This is a genomic window from Burkholderia pyrrocinia (genome assembly GCF_001028665.1).
Classification (GTDB): Bacteria; Pseudomonadota; Gammaproteobacteria; order Burkholderiales; family Burkholderiaceae; genus Burkholderia; species Burkholderia pyrrocinia.
This window is the reverse complement of record NZ_CP011505.1, coordinates 470,856-496,162: the sequence shown is the minus strand read 5'-3', so window position 1 is coordinate 496,162 and position 25,307 is coordinate 470,856. Positions and strand designations below refer to the sequence as shown.

General features: G+C 66.2%; 24 protein-coding genes and 2 pseudogenes. 9 read left to right on the top strand and 17 right to left on the bottom strand.

Annotated features, from left to right (window positions below; genetic code table 11):
* Window positions 1–12 precede the first annotated feature (12 nt).
* From ABD05_RS32450 to ABD05_RS32420, 7 genes and pseudogenes are all read right to left on the bottom strand, one after another.
* Window positions 13–735, bottom strand: coding sequence for an ABC transporter permease (locus ABD05_RS32450; protein WP_047904244.1), 723 nt, complete (start codon window positions 733–735; stop codon window positions 13–15).
* An 87-nt stretch (window positions 736–822) separates the two neighbouring features.
* On the bottom strand, window positions 823–1,683 hold the full coding sequence (locus ABD05_RS32445) for a transporter substrate-binding domain-containing protein (RefSeq protein ID WP_047904676.1): 861 nt from the start codon (window positions 1,681–1,683) through the stop codon (window positions 823–825).
* Window positions 1,684–2,095: 412 nt separating this feature from the next.
* Window positions 2,096–2,416 (bottom strand): annotated as a pseudogene (locus ABD05_RS32440) (glyoxalase); the annotation flags it as partial.
* Between the two features lie 73 nt (window positions 2,417–2,489).
* The gene (locus ABD05_RS32435) at window positions 2,490–2,936 is read right to left on the bottom strand and encodes a DoxX family protein (RefSeq protein ID WP_047904243.1); all 447 of its coding nucleotides are present in this window, start codon (window positions 2,934–2,936) and stop codon (window positions 2,490–2,492) included.
* Between the two features lies 1 nt (window position 2,937).
* Window positions 2,938–4,833, bottom strand: a complete 1,896-nt coding sequence (locus ABD05_RS32430) for an amidohydrolase (RefSeq protein ID WP_047904674.1) — start codon at window positions 4,831–4,833, stop codon at window positions 2,938–2,940.
* A 19-nt stretch (window positions 4,834–4,852) separates the two neighbouring features.
* Complete coding sequence (locus ABD05_RS32425; protein ID WP_047904242.1) at window positions 4,853–5,020, bottom strand: DUF1427 family protein; 168 nt, start codon at window positions 5,018–5,020, stop codon at window positions 4,853–4,855.
* A 170-nt stretch (window positions 5,021–5,190) separates the two neighbouring features.
* Complete coding sequence (locus ABD05_RS32420; RefSeq protein WP_047904673.1) at window positions 5,191–5,877, bottom strand: hydrolase; 687 nt, start codon at window positions 5,875–5,877, stop codon at window positions 5,191–5,193.
* 309 nt (window positions 5,878–6,186) lie between these two features.
* On the opposite strand from ABD05_RS32420, the gene ABD05_RS32415 reads away from it, so the two are divergent.
* Both ABD05_RS32415 and ABD05_RS32410 read left to right on the top strand, forming a co-directional pair.
* Window positions 6,187–6,453 carry a XapX domain-containing protein gene (locus ABD05_RS32415; protein ID WP_047904241.1) on the top strand — a complete coding sequence of 89 codons (267 nt, stop codon included), beginning with the start codon at window positions 6,187–6,189 and terminating at the stop codon, window positions 6,451–6,453.
* Window positions 6,454–6,782: 329 nt separating this feature from the next.
* Window positions 6,783–7,691, top strand: coding sequence for a LysR family transcriptional regulator (locus ABD05_RS32410; protein WP_047904240.1), 909 nt, complete (start codon window positions 6,783–6,785; stop codon window positions 7,689–7,691).
* A 71-nt stretch (window positions 7,692–7,762) separates the two neighbouring features.
* On the opposite strand, the gene ABD05_RS32405 is transcribed toward ABD05_RS32410, so the two are convergent.
* The 3 genes from ABD05_RS32405 to ABD05_RS38450 form a co-directional block, all read right to left on the bottom strand.
* Window positions 7,763–9,226 carry a mechanosensitive ion channel family protein gene (locus ABD05_RS32405; RefSeq protein ID WP_047904239.1) on the bottom strand — a complete coding sequence of 488 codons (1,464 nt, stop codon included), beginning with the start codon at window positions 9,224–9,226 and terminating at the stop codon, window positions 7,763–7,765.
* Between the two features lie 363 nt (window positions 9,227–9,589).
* Window positions 9,590–11,383 (bottom strand): ATP-binding protein, encoded by a 1,794-nt coding sequence (locus ABD05_RS32400; protein WP_047904238.1) that lies wholly within the window; start codon window positions 11,381–11,383, stop codon window positions 9,590–9,592.
* Between the two features lie 98 nt (window positions 11,384–11,481).
* Complete coding sequence (locus ABD05_RS38450; RefSeq protein ID WP_158361723.1) at window positions 11,482–11,628, bottom strand: hypothetical protein; 147 nt, start codon at window positions 11,626–11,628, stop codon at window positions 11,482–11,484.
* A gap of 270 nt (window positions 11,629–11,898) precedes the next feature.
* On the opposite strand from ABD05_RS38450, the gene ABD05_RS32395 reads away from it, so the two are divergent.
* Entirely contained in the window at window positions 11,899–12,540 is a 642-nt protein-coding gene (locus ABD05_RS32395; RefSeq protein ID WP_047904237.1) for an HD domain-containing protein, read from the top strand.
* A 52-nt stretch (window positions 12,541–12,592) separates the two neighbouring features.
* Here ABD05_RS32395 and ABD05_RS32390 read toward each other — a convergent pair whose 3' ends face one another.
* Together ABD05_RS32390 and ABD05_RS32385 are read right to left on the bottom strand one after the other, a co-directional pair.
* Window positions 12,593–13,414 carry an alpha/beta fold hydrolase gene (locus ABD05_RS32390; protein WP_047904236.1) on the bottom strand — a complete coding sequence of 274 codons (822 nt, stop codon included), beginning with the start codon at window positions 13,412–13,414 and terminating at the stop codon, window positions 12,593–12,595.
* Between the two features lie 71 nt (window positions 13,415–13,485).
* Window positions 13,486–13,911 carry a DUF3331 domain-containing protein gene (locus ABD05_RS32385; RefSeq protein ID WP_047904235.1) on the bottom strand — a complete coding sequence of 142 codons (426 nt, stop codon included), beginning with the start codon at window positions 13,909–13,911 and terminating at the stop codon, window positions 13,486–13,488.
* 557 nt (window positions 13,912–14,468) lie between these two features.
* Here ABD05_RS32385 and ABD05_RS32380 point away from each other — a divergent pair.
* Complete coding sequence (locus ABD05_RS32380; RefSeq protein ID WP_175804843.1) at window positions 14,469–15,290, top strand: alpha/beta fold hydrolase; 822 nt, start codon at window positions 14,469–14,471, stop codon at window positions 15,288–15,290.
* A 151-nt stretch (window positions 15,291–15,441) separates the two neighbouring features.
* On the opposite strand, the gene ABD05_RS32375 is transcribed toward ABD05_RS32380, so the two are convergent.
* Window positions 15,442–17,022 carry an MFS transporter gene (locus ABD05_RS32375; RefSeq protein ID WP_047904233.1) on the bottom strand — a complete coding sequence of 527 codons (1,581 nt, stop codon included), beginning with the start codon at window positions 17,020–17,022 and terminating at the stop codon, window positions 15,442–15,444.
* A gap of 83 nt (window positions 17,023–17,105) precedes the next feature.
* Between ABD05_RS32375 and ABD05_RS32370 the strand changes: the two genes are divergently transcribed.
* From ABD05_RS32370 to ABD05_RS32355, 4 genes are all read left to right on the top strand, one after another.
* Entirely contained in the window at window positions 17,106–18,134 is a 1,029-nt protein-coding gene (locus ABD05_RS32370; RefSeq protein WP_047904232.1) for an HlyD family secretion protein, read from the top strand.
* Window positions 18,131–19,555 carry an efflux transporter outer membrane subunit gene (locus tag ABD05_RS32365; protein ID WP_047904231.1) on the top strand — a complete coding sequence of 475 codons (1,425 nt, stop codon included), beginning with the start codon at window positions 18,131–18,133 and terminating at the stop codon, window positions 19,553–19,555. The genes ABD05_RS32370 and ABD05_RS32365 overlap by 4 nt, the downstream gene beginning before the upstream one ends.
* A 199-nt stretch (window positions 19,556–19,754) precedes the next feature.
* Window positions 19,755–20,036, top strand: a complete 282-nt coding sequence (locus ABD05_RS32360; RefSeq protein WP_047904672.1) for a DUF3303 domain-containing protein — start codon at window positions 19,755–19,757, stop codon at window positions 20,034–20,036.
* A 37-nt stretch (window positions 20,037–20,073) separates the two neighbouring features.
* Complete coding sequence (locus ABD05_RS32355; protein WP_238594232.1) at window positions 20,074–20,811, top strand: hypothetical protein; 738 nt, start codon at window positions 20,074–20,076, stop codon at window positions 20,809–20,811.
* Window positions 20,812–20,967: 156 nt separating this feature from the next.
* Here ABD05_RS32355 and ABD05_RS32350 read toward each other — a convergent pair whose 3' ends face one another.
* From ABD05_RS32350 to ABD05_RS32340, 3 genes are all read right to left on the bottom strand, one after another.
* Entirely contained in the window at window positions 20,968–21,642 is a 675-nt protein-coding gene (locus ABD05_RS32350; protein WP_047904230.1) for a response regulator transcription factor, read from the bottom strand.
* A gap of 106 nt (window positions 21,643–21,748) precedes the next feature.
* Window positions 21,749–22,204, bottom strand: coding sequence for a response regulator transcription factor (locus tag ABD05_RS32345; protein WP_238594231.1), 456 nt, complete (start codon window positions 22,202–22,204; stop codon window positions 21,749–21,751).
* Between the two features lie 19 nt (window positions 22,205–22,223).
* Window positions 22,224–23,702 carry an ATP-binding protein gene (locus ABD05_RS32340; RefSeq protein ID WP_158361721.1) on the bottom strand — a complete coding sequence of 493 codons (1,479 nt, stop codon included), beginning with the start codon at window positions 23,700–23,702 and terminating at the stop codon, window positions 22,224–22,226.
* Between the two features lie 305 nt (window positions 23,703–24,007).
* On the opposite strand from ABD05_RS32340, the pseudogene ABD05_RS37055 reads away from it, so the two are divergent.
* Window positions 24,008–24,223 (top strand): annotated as a pseudogene (locus ABD05_RS37055) (IS5/IS1182 family transposase); the annotation flags it as partial.
* A gap of 30 nt (window positions 24,224–24,253) precedes the next feature.
* Here the strand turns inward: ABD05_RS37055 and ABD05_RS32335 are convergent.
* The gene (locus ABD05_RS32335; protein WP_047904228.1) at window positions 24,254–25,099 is read right to left on the bottom strand and encodes a polysaccharide deacetylase family protein; all 846 of its coding nucleotides are present in this window, start codon (window positions 25,097–25,099) and stop codon (window positions 24,254–24,256) included.
* Window positions 25,100–25,307 lie beyond the last annotated feature (208 nt).

Genomic DNA, 25,307 nt, shown 5'->3' with positions numbered 1-25,307 from the left:
GCGTGCTCTCCGTCAGTTGCGCGCGAAATTGCGGCGGAACGAGCGGCCGACGATCGCTTCCGCCCGGTTGAACACGCGGTTCGACAGGCCCGTCATCACGAGGTAGAGCGCGCCGCCCGCGACGAAGAACACGAAGTACTGGTGCGTCGAGTTCGCGGCGATCTGGCTCGTGCGCAGCAGCTCGGCGAGCCCGGTGACCGAGATCAGCGCCGAATCCTTGAGGCTCAGTTGCCACACGTTGCCGATGCCGGGCAGCGCGAAGCGCAGCACCTGCGGAATCAGGATGCGGCGCAGCACCATGCTGCCCGGCATGCCGATCGAGCGCGCCGCCTCGAGCTCGCCCTTCGACACGGCCAGCACGGCCGCTCGGTAGACCTCCGCCTGATACGCGCCCGAGATCATCCCGACCGCCAGCGCGCCGATCACGAACGGCGGCACGCCGATGAAGCCTTCCGCGCCGAACCACTGCCCGACGGTCGTGACAAGCGTCGAGCCGCCGAAATAGAACAGGTAGATGACGAGCAGTTCGGGCACGCCGCGAAACACCGTCGTGTAGAGATCGCCGAGCAGGCGGGCGCTGCGGTGGCGCGACAGTTTCGCGGCCGCGATCGCGGCGCCAATCAGCGCGCCGACCGCGAGCGCGGAGAGCGTCAGCGCGACCGTCATCAGTGCGGCGAGCAACAGCACGCCGCCCCAGCCTTCGGTTCCGAAGCCCAGCATTTCAAGGATCGCCATGCGTGCCTCCCGGCAAGCGTTGAATGAATCGGCAGGATGCGCGCCGCCGTCGGTGCGTTGCTTGCGCGACGGCGGCCGGACGTGCGCTTACGGCGTGACGTCGGTCTTGAACCACTTGTCGGCGAGTTTCTTCACGGTGCCGTCCGCGAGCGCCGCGCCGATCGCCGCATCGAACTTCGCCTTAAGGTCGGCATCCTGCTTGCGGAACGCGAGACCTTCGCCCGGCCCCCAGATCGGCCCGCCGAGCTTCGGGCCCGCGAGCACGATCGACGCGTTTTCCTTTTTCTCGATGTTCGCCGCGTAGTACGTGACGTCGTCGAACGACGCGTCGATGCGCCCTGCGACGAGGTCGAGATCGCGCTCGGGCGAGGTCTTGTACACGCGGATCGACGCGATGTCCTTGAAGCTGTCGTTGATGAATTTCGTATAGACGGTGCCCGACTGGATGCCGATCGTCTTGCCCTTCAGCTGCTTGCGCAGCGCGTCGACGGTCGGCTTGTCGGCGTTCGCGTCGCCGGTCAGCTTGACGGCCGGCGCGCCGGGCGCGGCCTTCGGGATGATCTTCGTGTCGGTGACGGCGAACGTTGCCGGCGTGGCCGCATAGGGGCGCGAGAACAGCAGGATCTTCTCGCGCTCCGGCGTGATCGAGATCGCATCCATCAGGACATCGAACTTGCCGGCCTGCAGGCCGGGAATCATCCCGTCCCAGTCCTGCGCGACCATGTTGCACTGGACCTTGATCCGGCCGCAGACATTCGCGAGCAGTTCCGGCTCGAAGCCGCCGAGCTTGCCGCCCGGCAGCGTGAGGTTCCACGGCGCGTAGCCGCCTTCCAGCGCCACCGTCACCGTCTTCCATTCCTTCGCCTGCACCGGTGCGGCGAGCGTCGCCGCCGCGGCCGCGATGGCGCCGATCGTCTTGATTACCCACTTGATGCGCTTGCCGTTCACGAGATTTCTCCTTGCGTTGAAGTTCGTCATCCCTTCGGTCATGCAAGCCGCCTCAGGAATTTGTCTATACAAGCATGCAAGAAGAAAAACGGCGGGACAAGAGCTGATCAAAAAAAACCGCGTAAACGCGGGAAATCCCCTAAATACAGGCCTCAAGCGCGCCTCTTCGTGGGGAATCCGGGCACGGATTTGGTGCAGTGGATGTGGACAAATCGCAAGGATGACTAGACAAATTTTGGATTCGATCGTGTGGGTGCTCGCCACTCGGCGCGCGGAGACACGCATGTCGGACCGACCGGCATAAGGTCTGTGGATTGGATATCCGGTCCATGCTCGATCGAGTATTCCGGGCCACGCTTCGACATCACGCGCGTCCCGGTATGGCCGTGTCCATGTCGGTCACGACTTATTAGCCCGTGCGCTCCGATCCGAACGGCCTGGGGATCGGTGTCTTGAACTCGAACACGGGAATCGTGCCGAACGGCATAAAGATGAGCCGAGCCAACGCCTGGCTCGGCATGGGCGTCACCTGGACGACGCCCTGCGTCGGCTTGCTGCCGCGAAACGTCGCGACGAAGCTGTCGGTGAAACGGGCGAAATCGTCGGGGGCGACGGACACGTGAGCCGTGTCGTATTGCAGACCTGCCGCATGCGCAGGTGCAGGCATAGCGGCGGGCCTGGGAGGCGCCGCGAACGAAGCGAACGGAGGGGCAACGAAGCCGTCCGCCAGCATTGGCGCAAGCCATGCCGCGCGAACGGACCCCAAGATTGAATTTTCTTCCTGCTTCAATGCGCCGAAAAAACGATCAGGCGCGACCGTCGCCTTCCCCGCTTCGAACATCGCCAAGCATGGTGACGAGGACGAGCGCGGCAATCAGCCCCAGGTGCTCGAAAAAGCTGTTGAGCGCCATGAAGCGCGCCACGCCCGTCAGGTTCCAGAAGTCGTTCGCCACCAGCATCGCGACGACGGTCAGCACGCCGAGTCCACCCGCGCCAATCCAGGTGAAGCGGCGAAATACCACGCACAGCGAACCGCCGATCTCGACCACAACCGCCAGTGCAGCCCAGAACGCGGGCGGGTGCAGGCCGAAATGCGCCTGCTCCGCGATCGCATCGCCGAAGTGCATCGCCTTGTTGACGCCGCCGATCAGGAAGGCGGACACCAGCGCAAGTCGTACCAGCGCGCCGACCCACGGCTGCGCCAGCAGGACACGAATCCACCGGGGGCTGTACCGGCCGGTTGTCGTCGACATGTCAGATCGCCCAGCAGGAACAACCGAACGCGCCCCAGAAGCCCTTCGCGTCCGACGTCGGCAATGCGCTACCCCACGCGCTCGCATGGGCATGCGCGTGCACGTTGCACGCGCTCGCGCAGCCGCACATCGCCGCAGCGGCTGCCGCCGCGCGCTGCAGCGGTGCGCCGTTGCGCTGCGTCGCGCCCCAGCCGCCATAGCCGCCGTACTCGCGTACGGGCGACCAGTCCGGCATCGCGGGCGGAATCGGCGCATCGTGCGACGCGAACGGCCCCGCGCCCCATACGATCTTTCCGCCGACCACGGTCAGCAATGCGGTCGTGTCCGCGATATCGTCCTCCGCGCATGCGAAGAAATCGCGATCCGGGACTACCAGGTCGGCGAGCTGCCCGACCGCCACACGCCCCTTCTTCCCTTCCTCGTTCGAGAACCAGGTCACGTATTCGGTCCACATCCGCAATGCGGTCTCGCGATCGAGCAGGTTGCGCTGCGGGTACATGCGCAGCCCGCCGACCGTCTTGCCCGTCACGAGCCACGCGAGCGACACCCACGGGTTGTACGACGCGACGCGCGTCGCGTCGGTGCCGGCCGACACCTTGATGCCCTTCGAAAGCATCTTCGCAACGGGCGGCGTCGCTTCGGCCGCTTGCGCGCCATAGCGCTCGACGAAGTATTCGCCCTGGTACGCCATCCGGTGCTGCACCGCGATGCCGCCGCCCAGCGCCGCAATACGGTCCATCGATTTTTCGGTGATCGTTTCCGCGTGATCGAAGAACCAGTTCAGGCCGGCAAGCGGGATGTCCTTGTTGACCTTTTCGAACACGTCGAGCGCGCGGTCGATCGTTTCGTCGTAGGTCGCATGCATGCGCCACGGCCAGCGGTTCTGTGCGAGTACGCGCACGACGCCTTCGAGATCGTCCTCCATCTGCGCCGGCAGATCGGGACGCGCGACGCGGAAATCCTCGAAGTCGGCCGCCGAGAACACCAGCATTTCTCCCGCGCCGTTGTTGCGGAAATAGTCGGTGCCGTCGTGATACTTCGTGCTCTTGGTCCAGTTCACGAAGTCTTCCTTCTCCGCATTCGGCTTCTGCGTGAACAGGTTGTATGCGATCCGGATCGTCATCTCGCCCGCGTCGTGCAGCTTGCGGATCACTTCGTAATCGTCGGGATAATTCTGCGAACCGCCACCCGCATCGATCACGCCGGTCACGCCGAGACGGTTCAGTTCGCGCATGAAGTGGCGCGTCGAGTTGTACTGGTATTCGAACGGCAGCTTCGGCCCCTTCGCGAGCGTCGCGTAGAGGATCGTCGCGTTCGGGTTCGCGAGCAGCAGCCCGGTCGGGTTACCCGCGGCGTCGCGCAGGATCGTGCCGCCCGGCGGCTCCGGCGTGTCCTTCGTGTAGCCCACCACGCGCAGCGCGGCCGCGTTCAGCAGCGCACGGTCGTACAGGTGCAGGATGAACACCGGCGTATCGGGCGCGGCCGCGTTGAGTTCCTCGATCGTCGGCAGGCGTTTCTCGGCGAACTGGTGTTCGGTGAAACCGCCGACCACGCGCACCCATTGCGGCGCGGGTGTCACGGCGACCTGCCGCCTGAGCATGTCCATCGCGATCGCGAGCGACGGCACGCCATCCCAGCGCAGCTCCATGTTGTAGTTCAGGCCGCCGCGAATCACGTGGCAGTGGTTGTCGATCAGGCCCGGCAGCACGGAACGGCCGTCGAGGTCGACGACCTTCGTCGCGCGGCCCGCGAGCGGCATGACGTCCGCGTTGCCGCCGACCGCGACGAAGCGGCCGTCCTTGATTGCGACGGCGGTCGCGACGGGGTTCGCACGATCGAGGGTCGTGAACCTTCCGTTGTGAAGGATCAGATCCGGTTGGGACTCGGTTGCGGTCATATACATCACCTCGTTTCGATCAGAAGCCAAAGAGCTGTTTGAGGGCGGGGATGGCCTGCACGCCGATCACCATGCCGAGCAACCCGACAAGGGCAATCAGCGGCGGTGCCGGAGAACGGACCTTGATTGCGCTGTAAATGACACCGATCAGCAAGCCCGCGCCAAGGGAAACCAGATAAGGTTCCATACGATCAATTTCTCGGACAGGTTGGGATGCAGGTCGTAACGTCCTGGCAAACCCGCAGCGGGCGGCATCCGTGAATCGACCACGCACGCCGCCCGCGATTTCGTATTGCCGATGCGGCGTGTTCGCATGGAACACGCCGCATCAGCATCGACAGTCGAGACTGTCTTCGGTCACTTCGCCGGCACGGGCGCGATCGACTCGTGCGGCGTCAGCGTACGCTCGGCGGCCTTGTGGACCATCGTGTACGCGTAATCGACACCCATCCCGTATGCACCCGAGTGCTCCTTCGCGATCGCCATCACGGCGTCGTAGGTCTCGCGGTGTGCCCAGTCGCGTTGCCACTCGAGCAGGACCTGCTGCCACGTCACCGGCACCACGCCGGCCTGCACCATCCGCTGCATCGCGAAGTCGTGCGCAGCCTGCGACGTGCCGCCCGATGCGTCGGCGACCATGTAGATTTCGTAGTCCCCTTCGAGCATCGCGCAGAGCGCAAACGTCGTATTGCAGACTTCAGTCCACAGGCCCGAGACGACCACCTTCTTGCGACCGTTCGCAGCCAGCGCGTCGCGCACCTTCTGGTCGTCCCACGAGTTCATCGACGTGCGTTCGAGCGTCTTCTGGTTCGGGAACACGTCGAGCAGCTCGGGATAGGTGTGACCCGAGAAGCTCTCGGATTCCACCGTCGTGATCGTGGTCGGGATGTTGAACACCTTCGCGGCCTTCGCGAGCCCGACGACGTTGTTCTTCAGCGCCTGGCGATCGATCGACTGCACGCCGAACGCCATCTGCGGCTGCTGGTCGATGAAGATCAACTGGCTGTTATGGGGGGTGAGTACTTCAAGTTTCGGATTGCTCATGGCGGTCATGTCCTTTGACGCGGAGAAAAAATAGCCTGCCTTGCCGGCAAGCCGTGAGGCGCCCAATGCGCTGGGCCGGGAGGTTCGCCTGCCAGCCCTTGTCATTCAACACGCCAATTCATGGTAACGCCACTTAATCAATTCTATTAATAAAATCCCTAAAACAAGGCCTTAAAAGATCTTAAAACCATCGAATTGAATGATCACATCAAAAAAGACCTGCTACGCTATCCAATGAGTTCAGGATCGCCTCCGGATCGGTAGTTATCCGTATTTTTCACACGGTTGTCATCCACTTGTATCTGAATCATGAAGCCATATATTTCGTCGCTACTTGCCGGAATTCTCGCCGGCGCGGTCTACTACCTGATCGGCGTGCAATCGCCCGCTCCGCCCACCATCGCGCTGGCCGGCCTGCTGGGCATCCTTGCCGGCGAACAGATCCTGCCGCTCGCACGCCGGATGCTCGCGGGGATTCATCTGCGAACCGCGTGGAGCGAAGCGAAGTGCAGCCAGCACATGTTCGGCTCCCTGCCCGGTGCGCAGGCCTCCGATGCCGCCGCGAAGAAACGTTAATCGACCCCGTCGTGACCCACGCTGAACGACCGGATTCGGCGAGTCCGATCGGCGGGCCAACCGATCTGCCGACGCCGACGACACGCGGGCAAGCGGAACGCGCAGCACCCGCGAAACCCGGGCCCAGCCGGCACGGCTTCCCCGTGCGCTGACGCTCCGGAAATGGCGCACATCGCCAATACCGATCGATGCTGCAATCGCGCGACGCAATCTTGCCCGGAACAGGATGGCGCCCCGGCTCCAGCCTCCGGATAATTTGTTCCGGTTCGTATTGGACTCTGCAGCGCTTGGCGATAACATGACAGCCCGACGCACGCGTGGAATTCACTATGAAGCTGTCATTCGAAGCGCTCGAAGCACTGGACGCGATCGATCGCACCGGCACGTTCGCCGAAGCCGCGGAGCTCCTGCACCGCGTACCGTCTGCGCTGACCTATCTCGTACAAAAGCTCGAAAGCGATCTCGACGTCGCGCTGTTCGACCGGAGCGGACGCCGGGCGAAGCTCACGCACGCGGGTCGCGTGGTCGTCGAAGAGGGGCGCCGGCTGCTGCATGCCGCCGAACAGCTCGAACTCAAGGCGTTGCGTGCCCAGCAAGGCTGGGAAACCGAGGTTCGCATCTGCATCGACGAGATCCTGCCGTTCGAGGCGTTGTGGCCTTACGTGCATACGTTCTACGGACTCGACATGAACACGCGGCTGCGCCTGTCCACCGAAGTGCTCGGCGGCACCTGGGATGCGCTGATTTCGCGCCGCGCGGATCTCGTCGTCGGCGCGGCGGGCGAGCCGCCGGAACTGCCGGACATCGTCGCGCGGCCGATCGGCACGCTCAGGCATGTGTTCGTCGTCGCCCCGACCCATCCGCTCGCGACGTTGCCCGAACCGCTGTCGATGGCGTCGGTCGTCGAGCATCGCGGCGCCGTCATCAGCGATACCTCTCGCGAGCTGCAGCCGCGCTCGGTCGCCATCGACGCCGGGCAGCCGTATCTCGCGGTCCCCACGCTCGCCGCAAAACTGGCCGCGCAGTGCGAAGGGCTCGCCGTGGGCACGCTGCCGGACTGCATCGCTGCACGCGCGATCGCGCAGGGCAAGCTCGTCGCACGCCAGGTGACCGGCATGCGCGACACCACGCATTGCTATATCGCGTGGCGCGGCGACGAGGCCGGACGCGCGCTGCACTGGTGGGTCGATCAGCTCGCCCGCCCCGATCTCGTCGACCGGTTCACCGCGCTCGCCTGATACCGCCGCACGCGGTCGCCGCACGTCGGTCGACCCGCTCGACCCGCGGTTTCGGGTACCCACCCGCCGCGTCAGCCGAACGAATCGTGCAGGCGCTTCATCTCCTTCTCGATCCACTCGATCAGGTTGAACGACGCATGCGTCTTCGCGGCCGGCGGGATCATCATCTTCTCCTCGGTCGCGATGTGTTCGGTCAGGGATTCGCACATCAGCCGTCCGAGTTCGGGTTTCCTCGCGATCAGCGGCGTCAGGTCGCGGCTGCTCAACTGGTAGGCCGTCACGGTGGTCACCGCGTAGACACTCGCATGAAGCTGCGTGCCGGCCAGCACGACGGACTGGCCGATCGCGTCGCCGGGCGCCATCCGCCTGACCTCGATGTCGCCGGTCGCACCCGGCACGAACACCGACGCGACGCCGGACCCGACGATCGTCAGCAGGCGCGTATCGGAATTCGACGCGTAGATCACGTCCCCTTGGTGGAAGACGCGTGACGCCAGCGCATCGGCCAGCACTGCCAGATCCTCGTCGCCGAGTTGCCGGAAGAGTTCGACCGCGCGCAACAGCCGTTGACCGCGCGACACCGGTCGGTGCGCCGCGGCCGTCCCGCCAAGCGGGCGTAGCGCGATGTCCGCGGCGGCCAGGTGCCGGTGGGCCAGATCGTAGAGCCGGTTGCGCACCGCGACCTTTTTTTGCAGCGCGTCGACGTAACAGACGAGTTCGTATTCGACGGAATTGGTCCTGAATGCCTTGACGACCGAGACCGGCGCGGGACTGGCCAGCACGTCCAGCGAACTGGCGGCAGCCCGGTCGAGCGCATCGATGACCACGGACGGCCGCACTTCCGGATCGATCTCGATCGTCAGCGTCACACCGTGCACGCTCGGGGGTTCGCTCAGGTTGACGATCGTCGCCTTCGCCGCCGTGCTGTTCGGCACGACGACCAGGTTGCCGAGGCTGTTGATCATCTTGGTCGCGCGCCAGTTGCTTTCGACTATCCGCCCTTCCAGCTCGCCGATGGCCACCGTATCGCCCAGGCGAAACGGCTGGGTGGTATTCAGGACGAGGCCCGAGAACACGTCGTTCAGCGTGTTCTGGACGGCCAGGCCCAGGATCACGGCCACCGCGCCCGAGGTCGCGACCAGGCCGCTCAGCGGCAGGCCCAGGACGTAGCCCAGCGCGGCCACCGCGGCCGCACCGAACACGGCGCCTGCGGCGATGTCATGAAACAGCCGCTGGTTGCGCCACGCGCGCGGCAGCAGCAGATGGTCGAGCATCAGGCTGAACACCAGCGCGCACTGCAGCCACCACGCGACGCCGATCGCCTGGATCGCCAGCCGGTCGAACCGGTCGGGCGACAGCGGAACCGCAAGCGGGCTCACGCCGGTTGCGAACAGCACATAGGTCAGCGCGGCGAACGACGCACAGCGCCAGACCGCTTTCGTCGTCGAGCGGCCAGGCCCGAGCAACCGCCATGCAACGAGGTCGGCAACGACGATCGGCGCGCCGTAAGCGACCGTGACGGACAGGTTCAGCATGCCGGAATGGTCCGCGTGCGCGCTGCGCGACGGGCGAGGAATCCGCGCGATCGCATGGCGCGCGCTACCCGATCCGGCGAGCGGCCGCCGGCAGCGAATCGTGGCGGGAAAGGTCGGACTGGACAGGTTTCATGTGGTAGTCGCTCGATGACGCGCGAAGCGGCCGCGGCAACGCAGTGCCGACGGCCGCCCCGCACTGGCATTCAATGGCGTCGCGACCTCGATGAGCGGCGGTGCGAGCCGGTCTGCTGCCCGCCCGCCCGCGAATCGCCGACGGTCTCCATGCATGCAATGTAGACGCACCGGCCGGCCAAGTCCTGAGTTCAGGCTGAAACGTTCTGAATTCGGCAGCGGTGCGCGCCGTTACGGTTCGCGCGCCGGCAACCCGGCCTCGTCCGCGTCGACCCCGAGCGCGTGCAGTTCGGACCAGACGTCGTGCACGACCTGCGTCGCCCCCGACGTATGGGCGAGCGCGGCGGCATAGGCGGCCAGCAGGCGCACGCGCGCATCCTCGCGCGCCCGGGTCTCGTCCATATTTCGCATTGCATCGAGCGCCGCCCGCGTCCGTTCGCGACATTCGTCCACCAGCGACAGGTCGAACAGGCACGGGACCGCGACAGCCGCCAGCGCGATGCCGACCTCCGCATCGCCGTTCGGCGAAAACGCCCAGTCGAGCGCCGCGCGCAGATTGCCGAGTTCGCGCCGGATCACGTCGAGCCGCGATTCGGCCCGCGGCCCGTCGCCACCACCGGGCGCAAGCCTGAACAACCTATGGAAGTAGTTCGCATGCGCGCGTGCCGCGGCCGCGCATTCGCCGTTGTTCGCGAGCTGCTGCAGCGCATACGCGCGCGTCGTGGTCAGCAGCCGGTAGCGCGGCGCGCCGTGCGCGCTCTCGAGGCTCAGCAGCGACTTCGACACGAGGCCCGCGATCGTGTCGAGCAGGTCCGCATCGACCAACCCCTTCGTTCCGACGATCTCACGCACCGCGTCGATCGAGAAGCTGTCGCGGAACACGCCGAGCCACCGCAACAGCAGGCGCTCCGCGTCCCCGAGCAGGCGGTAGCTCCAGTCGTACATCGCCTGCAGCGTCTGATGACGCGGCAAGGCCGTCCGAAAACCGCCGGTCAGCAACCTGAAATGATCGTCGAGATGCGCGGCCAGCACATCGATGCCGAGCACGGCCGCTCGGGCCGCGGCCAGTTCGATCGCGAGCGGGAGACCGTCGAGACGCCGGCACACCGACGCCATCAGCGCCACGCTGCGTCCGTCGAGCGGAAAGCGAGGATCGGAGGCGCACACGCGCGCCGAGAACAGTTGCACCGCGCTTGCGCGCAGGATCTCGGCGTCGCCGGCGCCTTCGCCGGGAACATCGAGCGGCGGAATCGGACACAGCCGCTCGCCCTGGATACGCAGCGCCTCGCGGCTGGTCGCGAGGACGCACAATCCGGCATTCGACTCGGTCAGTGCAGTCGCGATCTGCGCGGCAGCGTCGAGCAGGTGTTCGCAATTGTCGAGCACCAGCAACATCCGGCGGTTCGCCACGCTGGCCAGCACCGCTTCGAGCGTCAGCGATCCGGCCGGCTGCACGATGCCGAATGCACCCGCCAGCGCTTCGGGCACGAATTGCGGACACGCAACCGTGGCCAGCGACACGAACGCGGCGCCATCCGGAAAGCTCACCTCGGCCCGCATCGCCGCTTCGAGCGCGACCCGCGTCTTGCCGATGCCGCCCGCCCCGACCAGCGTCACGACGCGCGCGGTGTCGAGCGCCGCGAGGACGTCGGCGACGGTCTGCTCGCGGCCGACGAGCGCGGTCGGCGCGGCGGTCAGCCGCGACGCCGCGGGACGCACGGACGCCACGCCTTCGGCCCGGGCGCCGACCAACCGATAGCCGCGCCCCGGCACCGTGACGATCAGGTTCCGATCGCCGGCCAGCGCCTTGCGCAACGCAGCGATATGCACCTGCAGGTTGTTTTCCTCCACGATCGTGTGCGGCCACACGCGTTGCATGATCTCGTCTTTCGATACCAGTGCGCCGTTCGCCCGAATCAGGAGTTCGAGAATTTCGAATGCGCGGCTGCCGATGCGCAGCAGTTTGCCGTTCGAGCGAATTTCACGTCTGTCGAGAAAAACGTGAAGCGTTCCAATCCTGATCATGGGAATTCTTAATCGATTTCTTTCATTGATGCCCTGTCAGAAATGACACCGGTTCGACGCCATGCTACGGCATTTGCGTCGCGAAATGATTCAAATTATCAGAACAGGAAGAGCAAAATTTTTGAATCGACGAGAGCCGCGAACGCCGCGACACCTCCCGGATATGCGATATGCGCAGCGTCCCGCCGGGCACCGCGCACCACGGCGTCCTGCATTTTCAATGTGTGAAACAGTCGTTCACCCATGAACCTGTTTGGCACGATAAAACGGCCGATATGCCGAAATCAATTTCGTGATCTCGTTAATTGAAATCGCAGTTCGCATGACTTGCGAAAAAAACCCGGTAAAAGCGACGTACAAAGCGCAGCGAAACCGATTCCGGTCGTGACGGCCGGTCGGATTTTCCGTTCAGAACGATTCAGGCACCGCTCAGGACATTCAGCGGCGCGGCGCGCGACGATGGTTCCACGGCGCCAGCGTCGAGCGACTGCCGTCACGCCGCGAGGTACACGACCATGGGCAACCGCATCGCCAGCATCCGGATTCCCGACGGCCCGCTCGCACGGGAGGCCGCCGCGACCGTACGCGCCGGCGAGCCGGACCTCCTGTTCCGGCACGCGATGCGCGTGTTCGCATTCGCGTCGATCATCGGGCTGCGTCGCGGCATCGCATTCGACGCCGAGCTGCTGTACGTCGCCGCGCTGTTTCATCACTTCGGGTTGACGGAGCGCTACCGGCATTCGCGCCGGCGCTTCGAAATCGACGGCGCGAATGCCGCACACGCGTTCCTCGGCGGATACGGCGTCGCCGCCGACGATGCGGAGGAGGTATGGCGTGCGATCGCGCTGCACACGACCTTTGGCATTCACCCGTACATGACGCCGTTGACGGCGTTGCTCGGCGCAGGTGTCGAGACGGATCTCTTCGCGCGTCATTTCGACGACGTGAGCCGATCCGAACGCGACGAGATCGTGCGCGCGTGGCCGCGCGGCCCGGGTTTCAAGGAGCTGTTCCTCGAGGCGATCGCCGCGGGCACCGCGCATCGCCCGGCGACCGCATTCGGCAACGTCTGCGCCGACATGCTCGAGCGGTGCGACCCGGACTATCGCCGGACGAATTTCTGCGGCCTGGTGCTCGGATCGAAATGGACGGAGTGAGCCGGCCGGTCGGCCGAGCCCGCTCCGCCACGTCACGGCCGACGCCGCCGGGTCATGCGCGGGCGAAGGCCAGCAGCTCGTCGTTCAATCGTTGCGCGTGCGTCAGATACAACGCATGCGGCCCGCCCTCGTAGACGCTCAGCGTCGCGTGCGGCACGCGCTTCGCCGTGGCAGCGCCCGTGAGCGCGAGCGGCACGGTCTGGTCGTCGCCGCCGTGAATCACGAGCGTCGGCACGTCGAACTTGTCGAGATCCGCCCTGAAATCGGTTTCGGAAAACGCGCCGACGCAATCGAGCGTGCCCTTCAATCCGGCCTGCAGCGCCATGAAGGACGTCCAGTCGAGCGCAGCGCGCGAGATCGCCGAAGCGGCCCGGTTCGAACCGGTGAACAGCGGCCAGAATTGCTCGAAGAATGCCGCGCGGTCGGCCACGATGCCCGCGCGGATACCGTCGAATACGGCCACGTCGACGCCGTCCGGATGGTCGTCGCGCCGCGCGACCAGCGGCGTCACCGACCCCATCAGGACGGCCTTCGCGATGTGTCGCGTGCCATGCCGGCCGATGTAGCGGGCCACTTCGCCGCCGCCCATCGAAAAGCCGACGAGCGTCACGTCGCGCAGCCCGAGCGTCTCGATCAGCGTCGCGAGATCGTCCGCCAGCGTGTCGTAGTCGTAGCCCGTCCACGGCTGGCCGGACCGGCCGAAGCCGCGCCGATCGTAGGCGATGCAGCGAAAACCGTTCGACGCGAGATGATGCATCTGGACGTCCCACATGTCGGCATTCAACGGCCAGCCATGAATGAACACGACCGGGCGCCCCGCTCCCCAGTCCTTGTAGTGAATCGAAACGCCGTCGCGTGTCGTGAACGTGCTCATGAAGTTTTCCTTAGCGGTGAAAATGCAGCGGCCGCCAGCGATGGCCGACGGACTGCGCGCACCGTCCCGTGTCATGAACGGGACAGCCTGACGATGAACCGCTCCAGTTCGGACGCGAGGATCACCTCCCGGTAATTCGCGGGGCGCTTCGCGCCGCGCCATTGCGGCTTGTAGATCGCATCGCCGGTATGAATCGTGATGCCGGTCAGCGCGCAGCGCCCGAGGGCGCGGGACTTTGCGCTGATCCAGCGCTGCTCGTCGTACCGGCAGCGCGTCGGATCGCTCCACGAGATCAACACCGACGAATCGGTCTGCCGCTCGGCGGCGACGATCGCGCACCGGCGGCGCACGCCACCGCTCGACGCGGGCCACGCATCGTCGCGATGGCGACGGCGCGCGGGGTCAGGGTCGCGAAGATGCGACAGTGCACAGCGGCTCGCGGCCGGCGACGGGTCGAGCAGCGTCATCACGTGCTCCCAGCGATTGAATTCGTCCATGGCGGCGTACCCAGGCAAGTGGCGAGGGGCCGGATGTTGCGCACCCGCCCGCGTCGCGATCGTCATCCTCCGACGCGAACCGGCAGCGACCCGCGACGGGATGACCTGATGCTGACGATAACGAGCCGCCGCTGAAGAGTCTTGATTCCTGGCTTAATTTTTCTGGTCGGTGCGTTCGTGCGGCGTGCGCCGCAACTGTGTTCAAGAAAATTCAGCGGGATTTCAGTACATGGCGCAGGGCCGCGGGATAGGCTCCTGTCGGCGTTCGTTCGCTGCCTTCGCGCGCCTGCCGGCCCGCGACCGCGAACGCACGCCGGCTGCCGGCGCGATCGCCGCATGCGGGCAGAACCGAACCATCCATCCAACGCGGCATCGTTGCACCACACGTTCTTCAAGGAGCCTCCATGCGTCCCGCAGACACCGACGCCGTTCCCTCGGCGCGTCGCCGAGACATGCTGCTTGCCGGCGCGACCGCCGTTGCAGCGGCCGCGCTGCCGGCTGCCGCAGCCGCAGCCGCCCCCAAACACGCCGCTTCCGCCCATCAAGGAGCCCATGCGATGAATACGATCACCACCCAAGACGGTACGCAGATTTACTTCAAGGACTGGGGCAGCGGCCGCCCCGTCGTGTTCTCGCACGGCTGGCCGCTGTGCGCCGATGCGTGGGACCCGCAGATGCTGTTCCTCGTGCAGCACGGCTACCGCGTGATCGCGCACGACCGCCGCGGTCACGGCCGCTCGAGCCAGCCGTCGCACGGCAACGACATGGACACGTATGCCGACGACCTCGCGGCGCTGATGAATGCGCTCGACCTGCGCGAAGCCACGCTCGTCGGCCATTCCACCGGCGGCGGCGAAGTCGCGCACTACATCGGGCGCCACGGCACGAAGCGCGTGTCGAAGGCCGTGCTGATCGGCGCCGTGCCGCCGCAGATGGTGAAATCGCCGTCCAATCCCGGCGGCCTGCCGATGGACGTATTCGACGGGATCCGCAAGAACGTCGCCGAGAACCGTTCGCAGTTCTACAAGGACCTCGCCGTGCCGTTCTTCGGCTTCAACCGTCCGGATGCCAAGGTGTCGCAGGGCACGATCGACGCGTTCTGGGCGCAGGGCATGATGGGCGGCGTCTATGGCCAGTATCAGTGCGTCAAGGAATTCTCCGAGGTCGACTACACCGAGGACCTGAAGAAGATCGACGTCCCGACGCTGATCCTGCACGGCGACGACGACCAGATCGTGCCGATCGACGATTCGGCCCGCCTGTCCGCAAAAATCGTGAAGCACGCGCAACTCAAGGTGATCCCCGGCGGAGCGCACGGGATGTGCGTCGTCAATGCCGACCGGATCAATGCCGAACTGCTCGCGTTCCTGAAGGCGTAAGCGCAAGCGTCACCGTATGGCGCGCCCGGCCGTCACGCCGGTGCGCCATTCAGCACGTTTCAGGATTTTTCAGGTCGTCGCGATTCCGTTGCGGCATGCGCGATCGCTAAGATCGTCGATGCGCGACCTGCGCCGATCCGGCGTCGGTCGCTCACGGCGCACGCGCCGGCCTGAGCAGCATGCCGATCAACACCCCCGCGACCGCGAAAGCCATCGCGACCCGGAAATTGTCGGCCAGCGCGAGCGTGGTCGCCTGGATGCGAACCGCCCGGTCGAGCAGCGCATAAGCCGCCTGGTCGCCCGTCGCGAAGGTCGCGCCGTGCGACACGAGCGACGCCGCGCCGGCCCGCAAGCGCTCCAGCGTTTGCGGATCCGACAGCGTGACATGCAGACCGACGAGATTCGAATGGGTAGCCTCCATGATGCGCTGGATCACCGCGATCGACGTCGTGCCGAGCTGCCCGCTCAGCAGGCGCGTCGTCTGCACGACGGCGCCGAACGTCAGCGCGTGCTCGGCCGTCACGTGCTTGCCGAAAAAGAAGATGACCGACGTGAGCGCCATCGTCTGCCCCAGCGCCTGGAGCAATTGCGACGGGATGAAGTCGGGTTCGGCCCAGACCGGAGTGAGTTGCGCGCCGAGCGCGAACGCGACCGCCACCATCGCGAAGCCGGCCACGATCAGCCGGCGCGGATCGACGCGTTGCAGCAGCCATGCCACGCACGGCGCGAACAGCAGTTGCGGCATCGCGATCCAGCGCAGCGTATCGCCGATCTGCAGCGGGCGCAGCCCGTAGGTGCTCGCGAGAAACGCCGACGGAATGAAGCTCGTGTTGAGCACGGTAAAGCGCACGAGGCCGACGAGCAGGATCAGCAACGCGACGTTGGGCAGCGCGAGGTAGCCGAGATCGAGCCCGGCGCGTCGCGACGCCAGTTCGTGGATCAGGAACGCGGCCACCATCACGATGCCGATGCACAGCAGCGCGACGATCAGCGGCGACTGGAACCAGAACAGCCGTTCGCCCTGATCGAGCGCAATGCACAGGCACGAGAACCCGCCGGCGCCGAGCAGCATGCCGCGCGTGTCGATGCCGGACGCGAAGCGCTTGATCGGTTCGGTGGACAGCGACAGCATCAGGCAGACGATGAACGGCACGGTCAGCAGTGCGTTCTGCCAGAACAGCCAGCGCCAGCTCAGGTGTTCGCTGTACCACCCTTCGAGCGTCGCCGACAGGTTGAGCGACATCTCGAGGTTCATCGCATACGCGGCGATGCCGAACGGAATCAGCCGCGGCGGCAGCGTGCGGACGACGAACCCGACGGTCAGCGGCACGAACACGCCGGACGCGAAACCGGCCACGCTCTGGAACACGATGAACGTGCCGAAGTTCGTGCACAGCGGCAGCACGCTCTCGACGACCAGGAAGACCGCGGCGCCCGCCAGCAGCACGCGGCGCGTGCCGAACACGAAGGCCGCCGCGATCGCGAGCGGCCCGACGAACATCTGCGACGCGATGAACGCGGTGTTGATCCACGCGCCCTCGTCGAACCCGACGCCGAGCGCGCCGCGCACGTCGGCCAGCCCGAGCGACGTGATGCGCGACGTCAGTGTCGCGATGATCGCGCCGAGCAGCACGGCCGCGATCGCGGCGATCGAACGAAACGTCGGAATGTCGGAGGCCGGCGCTGCGGCCGGCCCCGGTGTCGCGCCACCGGGGGCGAACGTGGTGTTCATCGTCGAGCGGCTCCCGCACAAAAGGCTCGCGCAAGCATAGCGCGATGTGACGAATCCCGTCTGTTCCATGGAGTCTCCCGATCGTGACCACGAACTTGCCGGACACGCCGCCCACTGCCACCGCGCGGTCGCGCAAGTGGCCGGTCATCCTGATCGCCGGATGCGCGCTGTTGCTCGTCGCGCTGCTGGTCTACGAATTCGACGCGCATGACCGCGGCACCGACGACGCGTACGTGACGGGCCACCTGCACGTGATCTCGCCGCGCGTGGCCGGCACGGTCGAGCGCGTGCTGGTGGACGACAACCAGTTCGTGCACGCGGGCGACCCGCTCGTGCGGCTCGACCCGCGCGATTTCGACGTGCGCGTCGCGTTGCAGCGGGCCCGCGTTGCGCAAGCGCACTCCGATGCGAGCCGCGCGAAGGCGCTGGTCGAGCAAGCCGACGCAACGCTCGTGTCGGCGCACGCGGACGCCGAAAAGGCCGAGCTCGACTACGCACGGGCACGCGAACTGACCCGCGAAACGCCGCGCGGATTGTCGCAGCAGGAATTCGACGCCGCCAACGCGGCACGCAAGTCCGCCCGCGCGCGCATCGAGGCGGCCGAAGCGCAGCAGCGCAGCGCGCAGGCCGCGCGGCAGGCTGCCGATGCCGTGTCGAACCAGAACGACGCCGAGTTGCGCGATGCGGAGCTGCAGCGCCAGTACACGACCGTCGTGGCGCCGTCGGACGGCCACGTCGGCAAGAAGACCGTCGAGACCGGCGAGCATGTCGCACCCGGCCAGGCGCTGCTCACGGTCGTCGAACCGCACCCGTGGGTGGTGGCGAACTTCCGCGAAACCCAGCTCCGGCACGTCCGCACCGGCGACGTCGTGCAGTTGCGCTTCGACGCGCTGCCGGACCGGACCTTCAGCGGACACGTCGACAGCCTGTCGCCCGCGACGGGCGGGCAATTTGCGCTGCTGCCGCCCGACAACGCGACCGGCAACTTCACGAAGGTCACGCAGCGGGTGCCCGTCAAGATCCTGCTGGACGGCCCGGCCTCGACCGAACCGCGCATTCGGCCCGGCCTGTCGGTCATCGTCTCGCTGCAGCGCGGCCGCACGCAGCCATGACCCGCATCGCCGCCCTGCTCGCCGCCGGCCTGCTGAGCGCATGCACGATCGCGCCGCAGCCGCTCGCCCCCGTCGCGGTCGGATCCGACCGGTTCCGCCATGCGGATGCGCCCGGCGAATCCGCATCGTCGCTCGTCGAATGGCCCGCATCGTTCGGCGATCCGCCGCTCGTCGCACTCGTCGATGCCGCGCTCGCCGGCAACCACGACATCCGCGCCGCCGCGGCGCGCGTCGACCAGGCGCAGGCGCTGCTCGGCGTGCGCGAAGCCGCGCTGGCGCCCACCGTCGGCGTCGATCCGTCGTTCAGCCGCTCGCGCGTATCCGGCACGGTCGACAACGCATTACCGAAACGCACGATGCACAACTGGTCGGTGCCGTTCAACGCCAGCTATGAAGTCGATCTGTGGGGGCGCCTGCGCGGCGATGCGGAGATCGGCAGGCAGAACGTGCTGCAGGCAGACGCGGATCGCGCGGCCGTCCGCCTGCGCGTCGCGACCGACGTCGCGAGCGACTACCTGACGCTCCATTTCGTCGAGCAGGATCTCGCGACGCTCGCCCGCGCGATCGAGCTGCGACGCACCGCACTCGATGTGATCGCCGCGCGCGTGCGGGCCGGCGCGGCGAGCGACCTCGACGCGCTGCGCGCGGCGGCCGATCTCGATACGGCTCGCGCCGATCTCGCGGACAGCCGGCGGCTGCGCGAAAACCTCGTCGACGCGCTCGCCGTGCTGACCGGTGTCTCGCCGACTGCATTCACGGTCGCGCCGACGGCCTCCGCCATGCGCGTGCCGGAGGTGCCGCCCGGCCTGCCGTCCGCGCTGCTCGCGCAACGGCCGGACGTCTATGCGGCGGCGCGCCGTGTCGACGCGGCGTCGCTCGAAATCGGCGTCGCCCGCACCGCGTGGCTTCCGACCTTGACGCTGACCGCCCAGGGCGGATTCGCCAGCCGCGACCTCCGCACGTTTCTCGATCGCAACAGTTCGCTGTGGGGCCTCGGCGCGAGCGTGGCCGAAACGGTGTTCGACGGCGGCAAGCGCGAGGCCGCGGTGGCCGCCGCGACGGCCGGCGCGGCACTCGCCGACGCGAACTATCGCGCGACCGCGCTGGGTGCGCTGCGCGAGGTTCAGGACGCACTCAACGACATCGCCGCGCAGAAGGAGCGGATCGTGCGCTACGACAGCGCGGCGCGCGCCACCGAAGCAGCGGCGCGGTTGTCGCTGAGCCGTTACGGGCACGGCTACGTCAGCTATCTCGAGGTCATCGACGCGGACCGGGACGCACTGACTGCGCAACGCCAGCTGATTCATAGCCGCCAGGCACTCGCCATCGCGACGGTCAATCTCGTGCGCGCGCTGGGCGGCGGATGGACGCCGCCTGCAGCGAAACCGGCGAACGTCGCGAATCGCGAAGACCGGTTCTGAGGAAACATCGACGCGTCGTCGGCCTTCGCTCGATCGGCCTCGCGTATTGTCATATCGCTATTAGGCTTACCTAACGTTTTTTGCGTTGCCTGGCGTCGACTTGCGTTGCAGTGCACACCCTCGATTGCACCCACCTGTATGCCGTCATCGCGCGTATAAATTGAAACAGGTGGACGAGCCACCGTCAGGAGACACCGCCATGAAATTCATGATGACCTTCCACTGGGCACCGGATACCCAGCAGCGCGCCGACGCCATCGAGCGCTTTCAGCGAACCGGCGGGCTCCCGCCCGACGGCGTCCGGTTGGTGGGCCGGTGGACGCGAGCCGATCTGAGCGCAGGGTTCGATCTGCTCGAAACAGATGATATGAAGAAACTCACCGAGTTCGCCTATCAGTGGAGCGACCTGATGGAGCTGGACATCGCCCCGGTGCTTGACGACGCCGAGTTGGGCGAGGTGCTGGGGCGCGTAATGAAATAGCGGGTTCAACGCAGGTTCGATATCGACGCTATTCGACATGGACACGACCGGGCGCGCCCGCAGCCACGACCTGCGGCACCGCGCGATCCTTTCAGCTGGACCGGGACGCCGGCGACGGACGATCCTGGTCCTGCTTGTCGTTCTGATCGGCTATGCCGCCGCCGATCTCTTCTGGCCGTTGCACCGCGACCTGAGCCGCTTCGATCCCATCGCGACGGGGACACTCGAAACGAAAATGTGGCGCGCCTACTATGATCGCCAGCACGTCGCGCTCTTTCTTGAACTGGCGCAAACCCTGCGCACGCAATACCACCTTCCGTGGCTAAGGTCGTACGTCGGTGCCTACTACGGCGCATCAGCCGCATTCACGTTCAAGGAGGGCAAGGAACGCAGCGATTACGAAAAGGCGTTGCCGGCGCTGCACACCTATTTCAGCCTGATCCGCAACACCGGGAACCGCGACTTCGATGTCTCGCGCACCACCGCGCTCGAACTGGAATGGTGGATCGTGCACCGGCAGCGTGGACGTTATCCGCCCGGCGCGTTGGGCAGCGCGTGCGCTGACGCCGCCGCATCGCTGTACAGGGTGTCCGCGGTCGCGACACGCGAACACGGCCAGTTGCGCGCGCAAGCGATGCTGCTTCGCGACGCCCGTGAAGATGCGGGCAGCGTCACCGACGCCGATTGGGCAACCATCGAATCGCTACTGCACCGGAGCTACCTGTCGCTTGGTCATGCCGTTTCATCGACAAACGCCGTCGCCGGCGCCCGATGAGCGATGCGCATCTCGCTGGCCTTTGCTGCGACGCCGGCAACGCCGAACCCACGTTGAAGCAGAAGCGTCCGCATGAACGCCGTCGTTCGCGCCATCGCGGCCCGGCCCGCCACGTCGAAGCCGGCGCCGCCGCGTCGAACGATCCGGCACGCCCGCTCAGTCGCGCGCGCCGGCCGGGCCCACGCCCAGCGCTTCGGCTTGCCGCACGAGATCCGGCAGCGTGCGGACCTGCATCTTCTTCATCACCTGGGCCCGATGCACCTTCACCGTGATTTCCTGCAGGCCGAGATTCGCTGCGATCTGCTTGTTCATCAGGCCCGCGACCACCTGGCTCATCACTTCGCGTTCGCGCGGCGTCAACGACGCATATGCCCCGCGCACCGCGTCCAGCGCACGGTCGCGCGCGAGGCGCTCGCCGTCGCGGGCCAGTGCACGGCCGACGGCATCGAGCATCGTTGCGTCGTCGAACGGCTTCGTCAGGAAGTCGAGCGCGCCGCCCTTCATCGCCTTGACCGTCGTGGCCACGTCGCCGTAACCCGTCATGAACAGGATCGGCACGTTCAGGCCCGCACGCACCGCTTCCTCCTGAAGGGCCAGCCCGCTCTCGTCGGCAAGACGCACGTCGAGGATCAGGCAGCTCGGTACGGCGGGCCGCTCGAACGCGAGAAACGCCCGCGACGACGCGAACGTCTCGACGCGCCATCCCGCCGAACGCAACAGCGAGCTCAACACGCGCCGCAGCGTTTCGTCGTCGTCGACCACATAGACGATCGGCGCGGAGTCGCCCGCGCCCCGGTTGCCGATCGACGTCATATCCGGCGTGCTCGCCATTGCATTCCCTGTGTAGGCATCCGCTTCATTATCGAATGATAAACTAAGAAGCGACAGAACGAAACCGCGTCGCCGCATGCGGCGCGGCCGGTCGACGGGCCGCCGCTCACGCAGGCGGCGCGCCGGATGCGACCTGATCGATCAGATTGAGCATATCGTCCGACGGAAACGGCTTGCGCAGGAACGCGACCGCGCCCTGCGCAAGCGCGCGGCGGACCGACTCGTCGTCGCCGTGCGCCGACATGAAGATGAACGGAAGCGTCGCCTTGCGCTGAACCAGCAGACGCTGGACATCGAGACCGCTCATTCCCTTCATCTTCAGATCGACCAGCACGCACGCCGCATCGTCCACCGGGCCGGCCGCAAGGAATTCCTCGCCCGACGCGAACAGCAATGCGGTATGGCCAGCCGATTTCAGCAGGCTGGCGAGACTCTTACGGACCGACGCATCGTCATCGATGATGCAAACAATGGCCATGAAATGAGAACCTGAAAATTTTGTCAATCCAGAACATCGCGACGTAGCGTGCGCCGCATCGGCAGGCGCAATCGCCTCGCGCAACGCCCGCACGCCCCGTGTGTCATGCCCACGACCCTGCCGCCAGCAGCGGTTGCGCGGACGCTGCCGGCGCCGGCGTCTCCGCGCGCGCCTCGCCGACGAACGACGCACACCGGGCATGGACGCGGCCGGCTTCGCCCGACTCCGCCAGCTTCTCGAGCGCATACGCGCGCACGACCTCGAGCAGCGAATAACGCTTCGAGAGTCCGACCGAATGGACGACCAGCAGCGATTTCGATGCAAGGCTGACCAGGCAGTCGAGCACCCGGGCGGCGCCCAGTTCGTCGCAGGCCGCCAGCGCGCACGCCGCGTCGAGCCGGAACGCATCCGGAAACACCGCGAGGCGGCACAGCACGGTGCGCTCCGCATCGCCGAGCAGCCGATAGCTCCATTCGATGGTGGCCCTGAGGGTCTGCTGGCGCGGATGGGCCGTACGCAGACCGCCGGACAACGACAGCACGGACGTGTCGAGATCGGCTGCCAGCCCCTGGATCCCGAGCAGCGCGACGCGGGCCGCGCCGAGCTCGAGCGCGAGCGGCAGGCCGCTCAGGCGGCGGCAGATGGTCGCGATCGCGTCCAGCGTCTTCGCATCCGCGGGAATGTCGGTGCCCATCGCGCGAGCCCGGGCCAGAAACATGCGGACGGCGCCGCACGCGACGATCTCGCCGTCGTCCGCGCCGGCTGGCGGCACGGGCAGCGGCCCGACGCGATAGACGCGCTCGCCGGCGACACGCAGCGGTTCGCGGCTGGTCACGACGAGTATCGCGCCGGCATTCGCCTCCGCGATCGCTTCGCAGAGGTCCGCCAGCTCGTCGACATGCTGCTCGGCGTTATCGAGCACCAGCATGACGCGCTGCCCGGCGATCGCGCGCACGACATCCGCCGGCCCCGCGTCCGGGCCGCCCGGCAGGTCGAGCGCGTCCAGCACCGCGGACTCCAGCGTCGCGCCGCCCTGCCAGCCGGCGAGATCGATCCGGACCATCTCGATGCCGCGCACCGTCGAACAGGCCGTCGCGACCTCCAGCGCGAGATGCGTCTTGCCGACGCCGCCGGGGCCGACCAGCGTGACGAGCGCCTCGCGCTCGAGCAGCGCGTGCAGCTCGGCCACTTCCTGCTCGCGGCCGATCAGCGGACATTTGCGCGGCGCGGTGCCCGTGCGGGCGCCGCGCGCCGGCTCGACCCCGTCCGGCTGGCGGTCGGCATAAGCCAGGTCGGCCGGCGGCGCGAGCCGATAGCCGCGACCCGATTCGGTCCGTATCCACCCGTGTTTGCCGCCGAACAGCTTGCGCAGCGTCGAGATGTGCACCTGGATGTTGTTCTCGACCACGATCGTGTTCGGCCACACCACTTGCATGATCTCGTCCTTCGACACGAGCCTGCCGGCCGCCTTCACCAGCAGTTCGAGAATCTCGAATGCCCGGGCGCCGATATACCGGGGCTGCCCGTCGACGCAGACTTCACGGCATTCAAGGGAAACCGTCACCCGCCCGAACGTGTACATGATCCGCACTCGCTTATGCTGCTCCGCACCTAGCGCCGCCTCGCGAGACGGCACCCCCTGTTCCGCCCGCCGGACACGCATCGATGCGTGTCGGGAGGCTTGAGCGCCATCGTATGGCGCGGCGGGCGCGCCGGCCATTATCTATAGGTTTAGTCGGGTGCCGGCCGGCCCGGTCGTCGGGAACGGTGTGGGGGGCCTATGTGGTTCGTCAACCGTTGGAAGCGGTTTCAGAAAGGCCCCGTGGCGCTGTCGGCTTGCGTGGCGAGTTGTTAACCGCAGGCCTCGGAACAACCGAGGTCGAGAAGATGGGCAAGCCGATCATCGACGATGAATGGCGGGCACCGATCGAGCCGTTGCCGCCATCACCCAAACCGCGACGCGAGAAGAATCCGGGCCGCTTGCCTGTTTCCGCTCGCGCCGTGTTGACCGGGATTGCGTTCCTTCTCAAGACCGGACTGTGCTGGCCCGAAACCGGGCCAAACCCTACCGATCGTCGCGATATCTGCTGGAATACCCTTCGGCTCGCCCAACAGCCTTGATGAAACCGTCTCTCAGCCACTCATTTTGTTAGCGCTTATCAATCGCTTGAACCAGTAGTACGCCCCACCCCACTGCGGTTGCTGGTATTGCTGCACCTCTCGCGCCAGCCACGCTCCGTTCTTGCCGTTATCCGCCATGCGATGGATCCGGTACGGGTCGCTACCCGGAACGTTGCGTCGAGTGTTGCGTGTCGTGTAGAGGTACTCGAACCCGGCAGTTCGGGCCGCGTCGATATGGTCCTTGTCGTAATAGCCTTCCGGCCAGCACAAATGCTTTGATGCCACGCCCATTTTTTCGGTCAGAATCCGCCTTGACGTCTCGATGTCCGTGCGGATGTGATGAATTTTTTCGTCCGGATCAGTGCAATAACGATCCCAACGCAGGTGGTAGTGCGTGTGACTGTGGAATTCGAAAGTGCCGGCCGCGCGCATGACGTCGATCTCACTCCAGCGTACGGTTACATCGTCGGCTTGCCCGATCAGAACGAGGCGTTCGCATTCCGCGTGCGAACGTTCCGCGCTGCCGGCACGACCAGGAAAGGATCGGGTGGGACCGTCGTGGACGCGACCGGTTACAAGAAACATGATCGCGTTGAAACCGTAGCGCGCAAGACACGGATGAGCATGAACATAGTTGTCCAGATAACCGTCGTCGAACGTCAGCAGAATCGACTTCTCCGGCATTGGCGCGCCGTGCAGAAAGCACGCGAATTCGTCCGCCGTTAACGTGACGTATCCGTTACTCGCCAGCCAATGCATCTGCGATTCGAAGTGCTCCGGGGTGATGCTGAGCTCCCCGGGCGAAGGTGAAACGTGGTGATACATCACGACTGGCACCGAGCGAGCGTACGATTCCATAGATAGCCTTGCTTACCTTGAATATCAAAACAGTCACCATCGCTTACCGCAGACAATTCATCCGCCCTCGCCATATGATTTGGCATCCTACTCAATCATATGTTTATCCCGTACTGAACCTCTAAAAAAAACCGGCCCGTTTCGGGGCCGGCGGAGGGGTTCCGGGCAATCCGGGGAGGGTTAGTGCCGGAACCAGGGCAACTCGCCA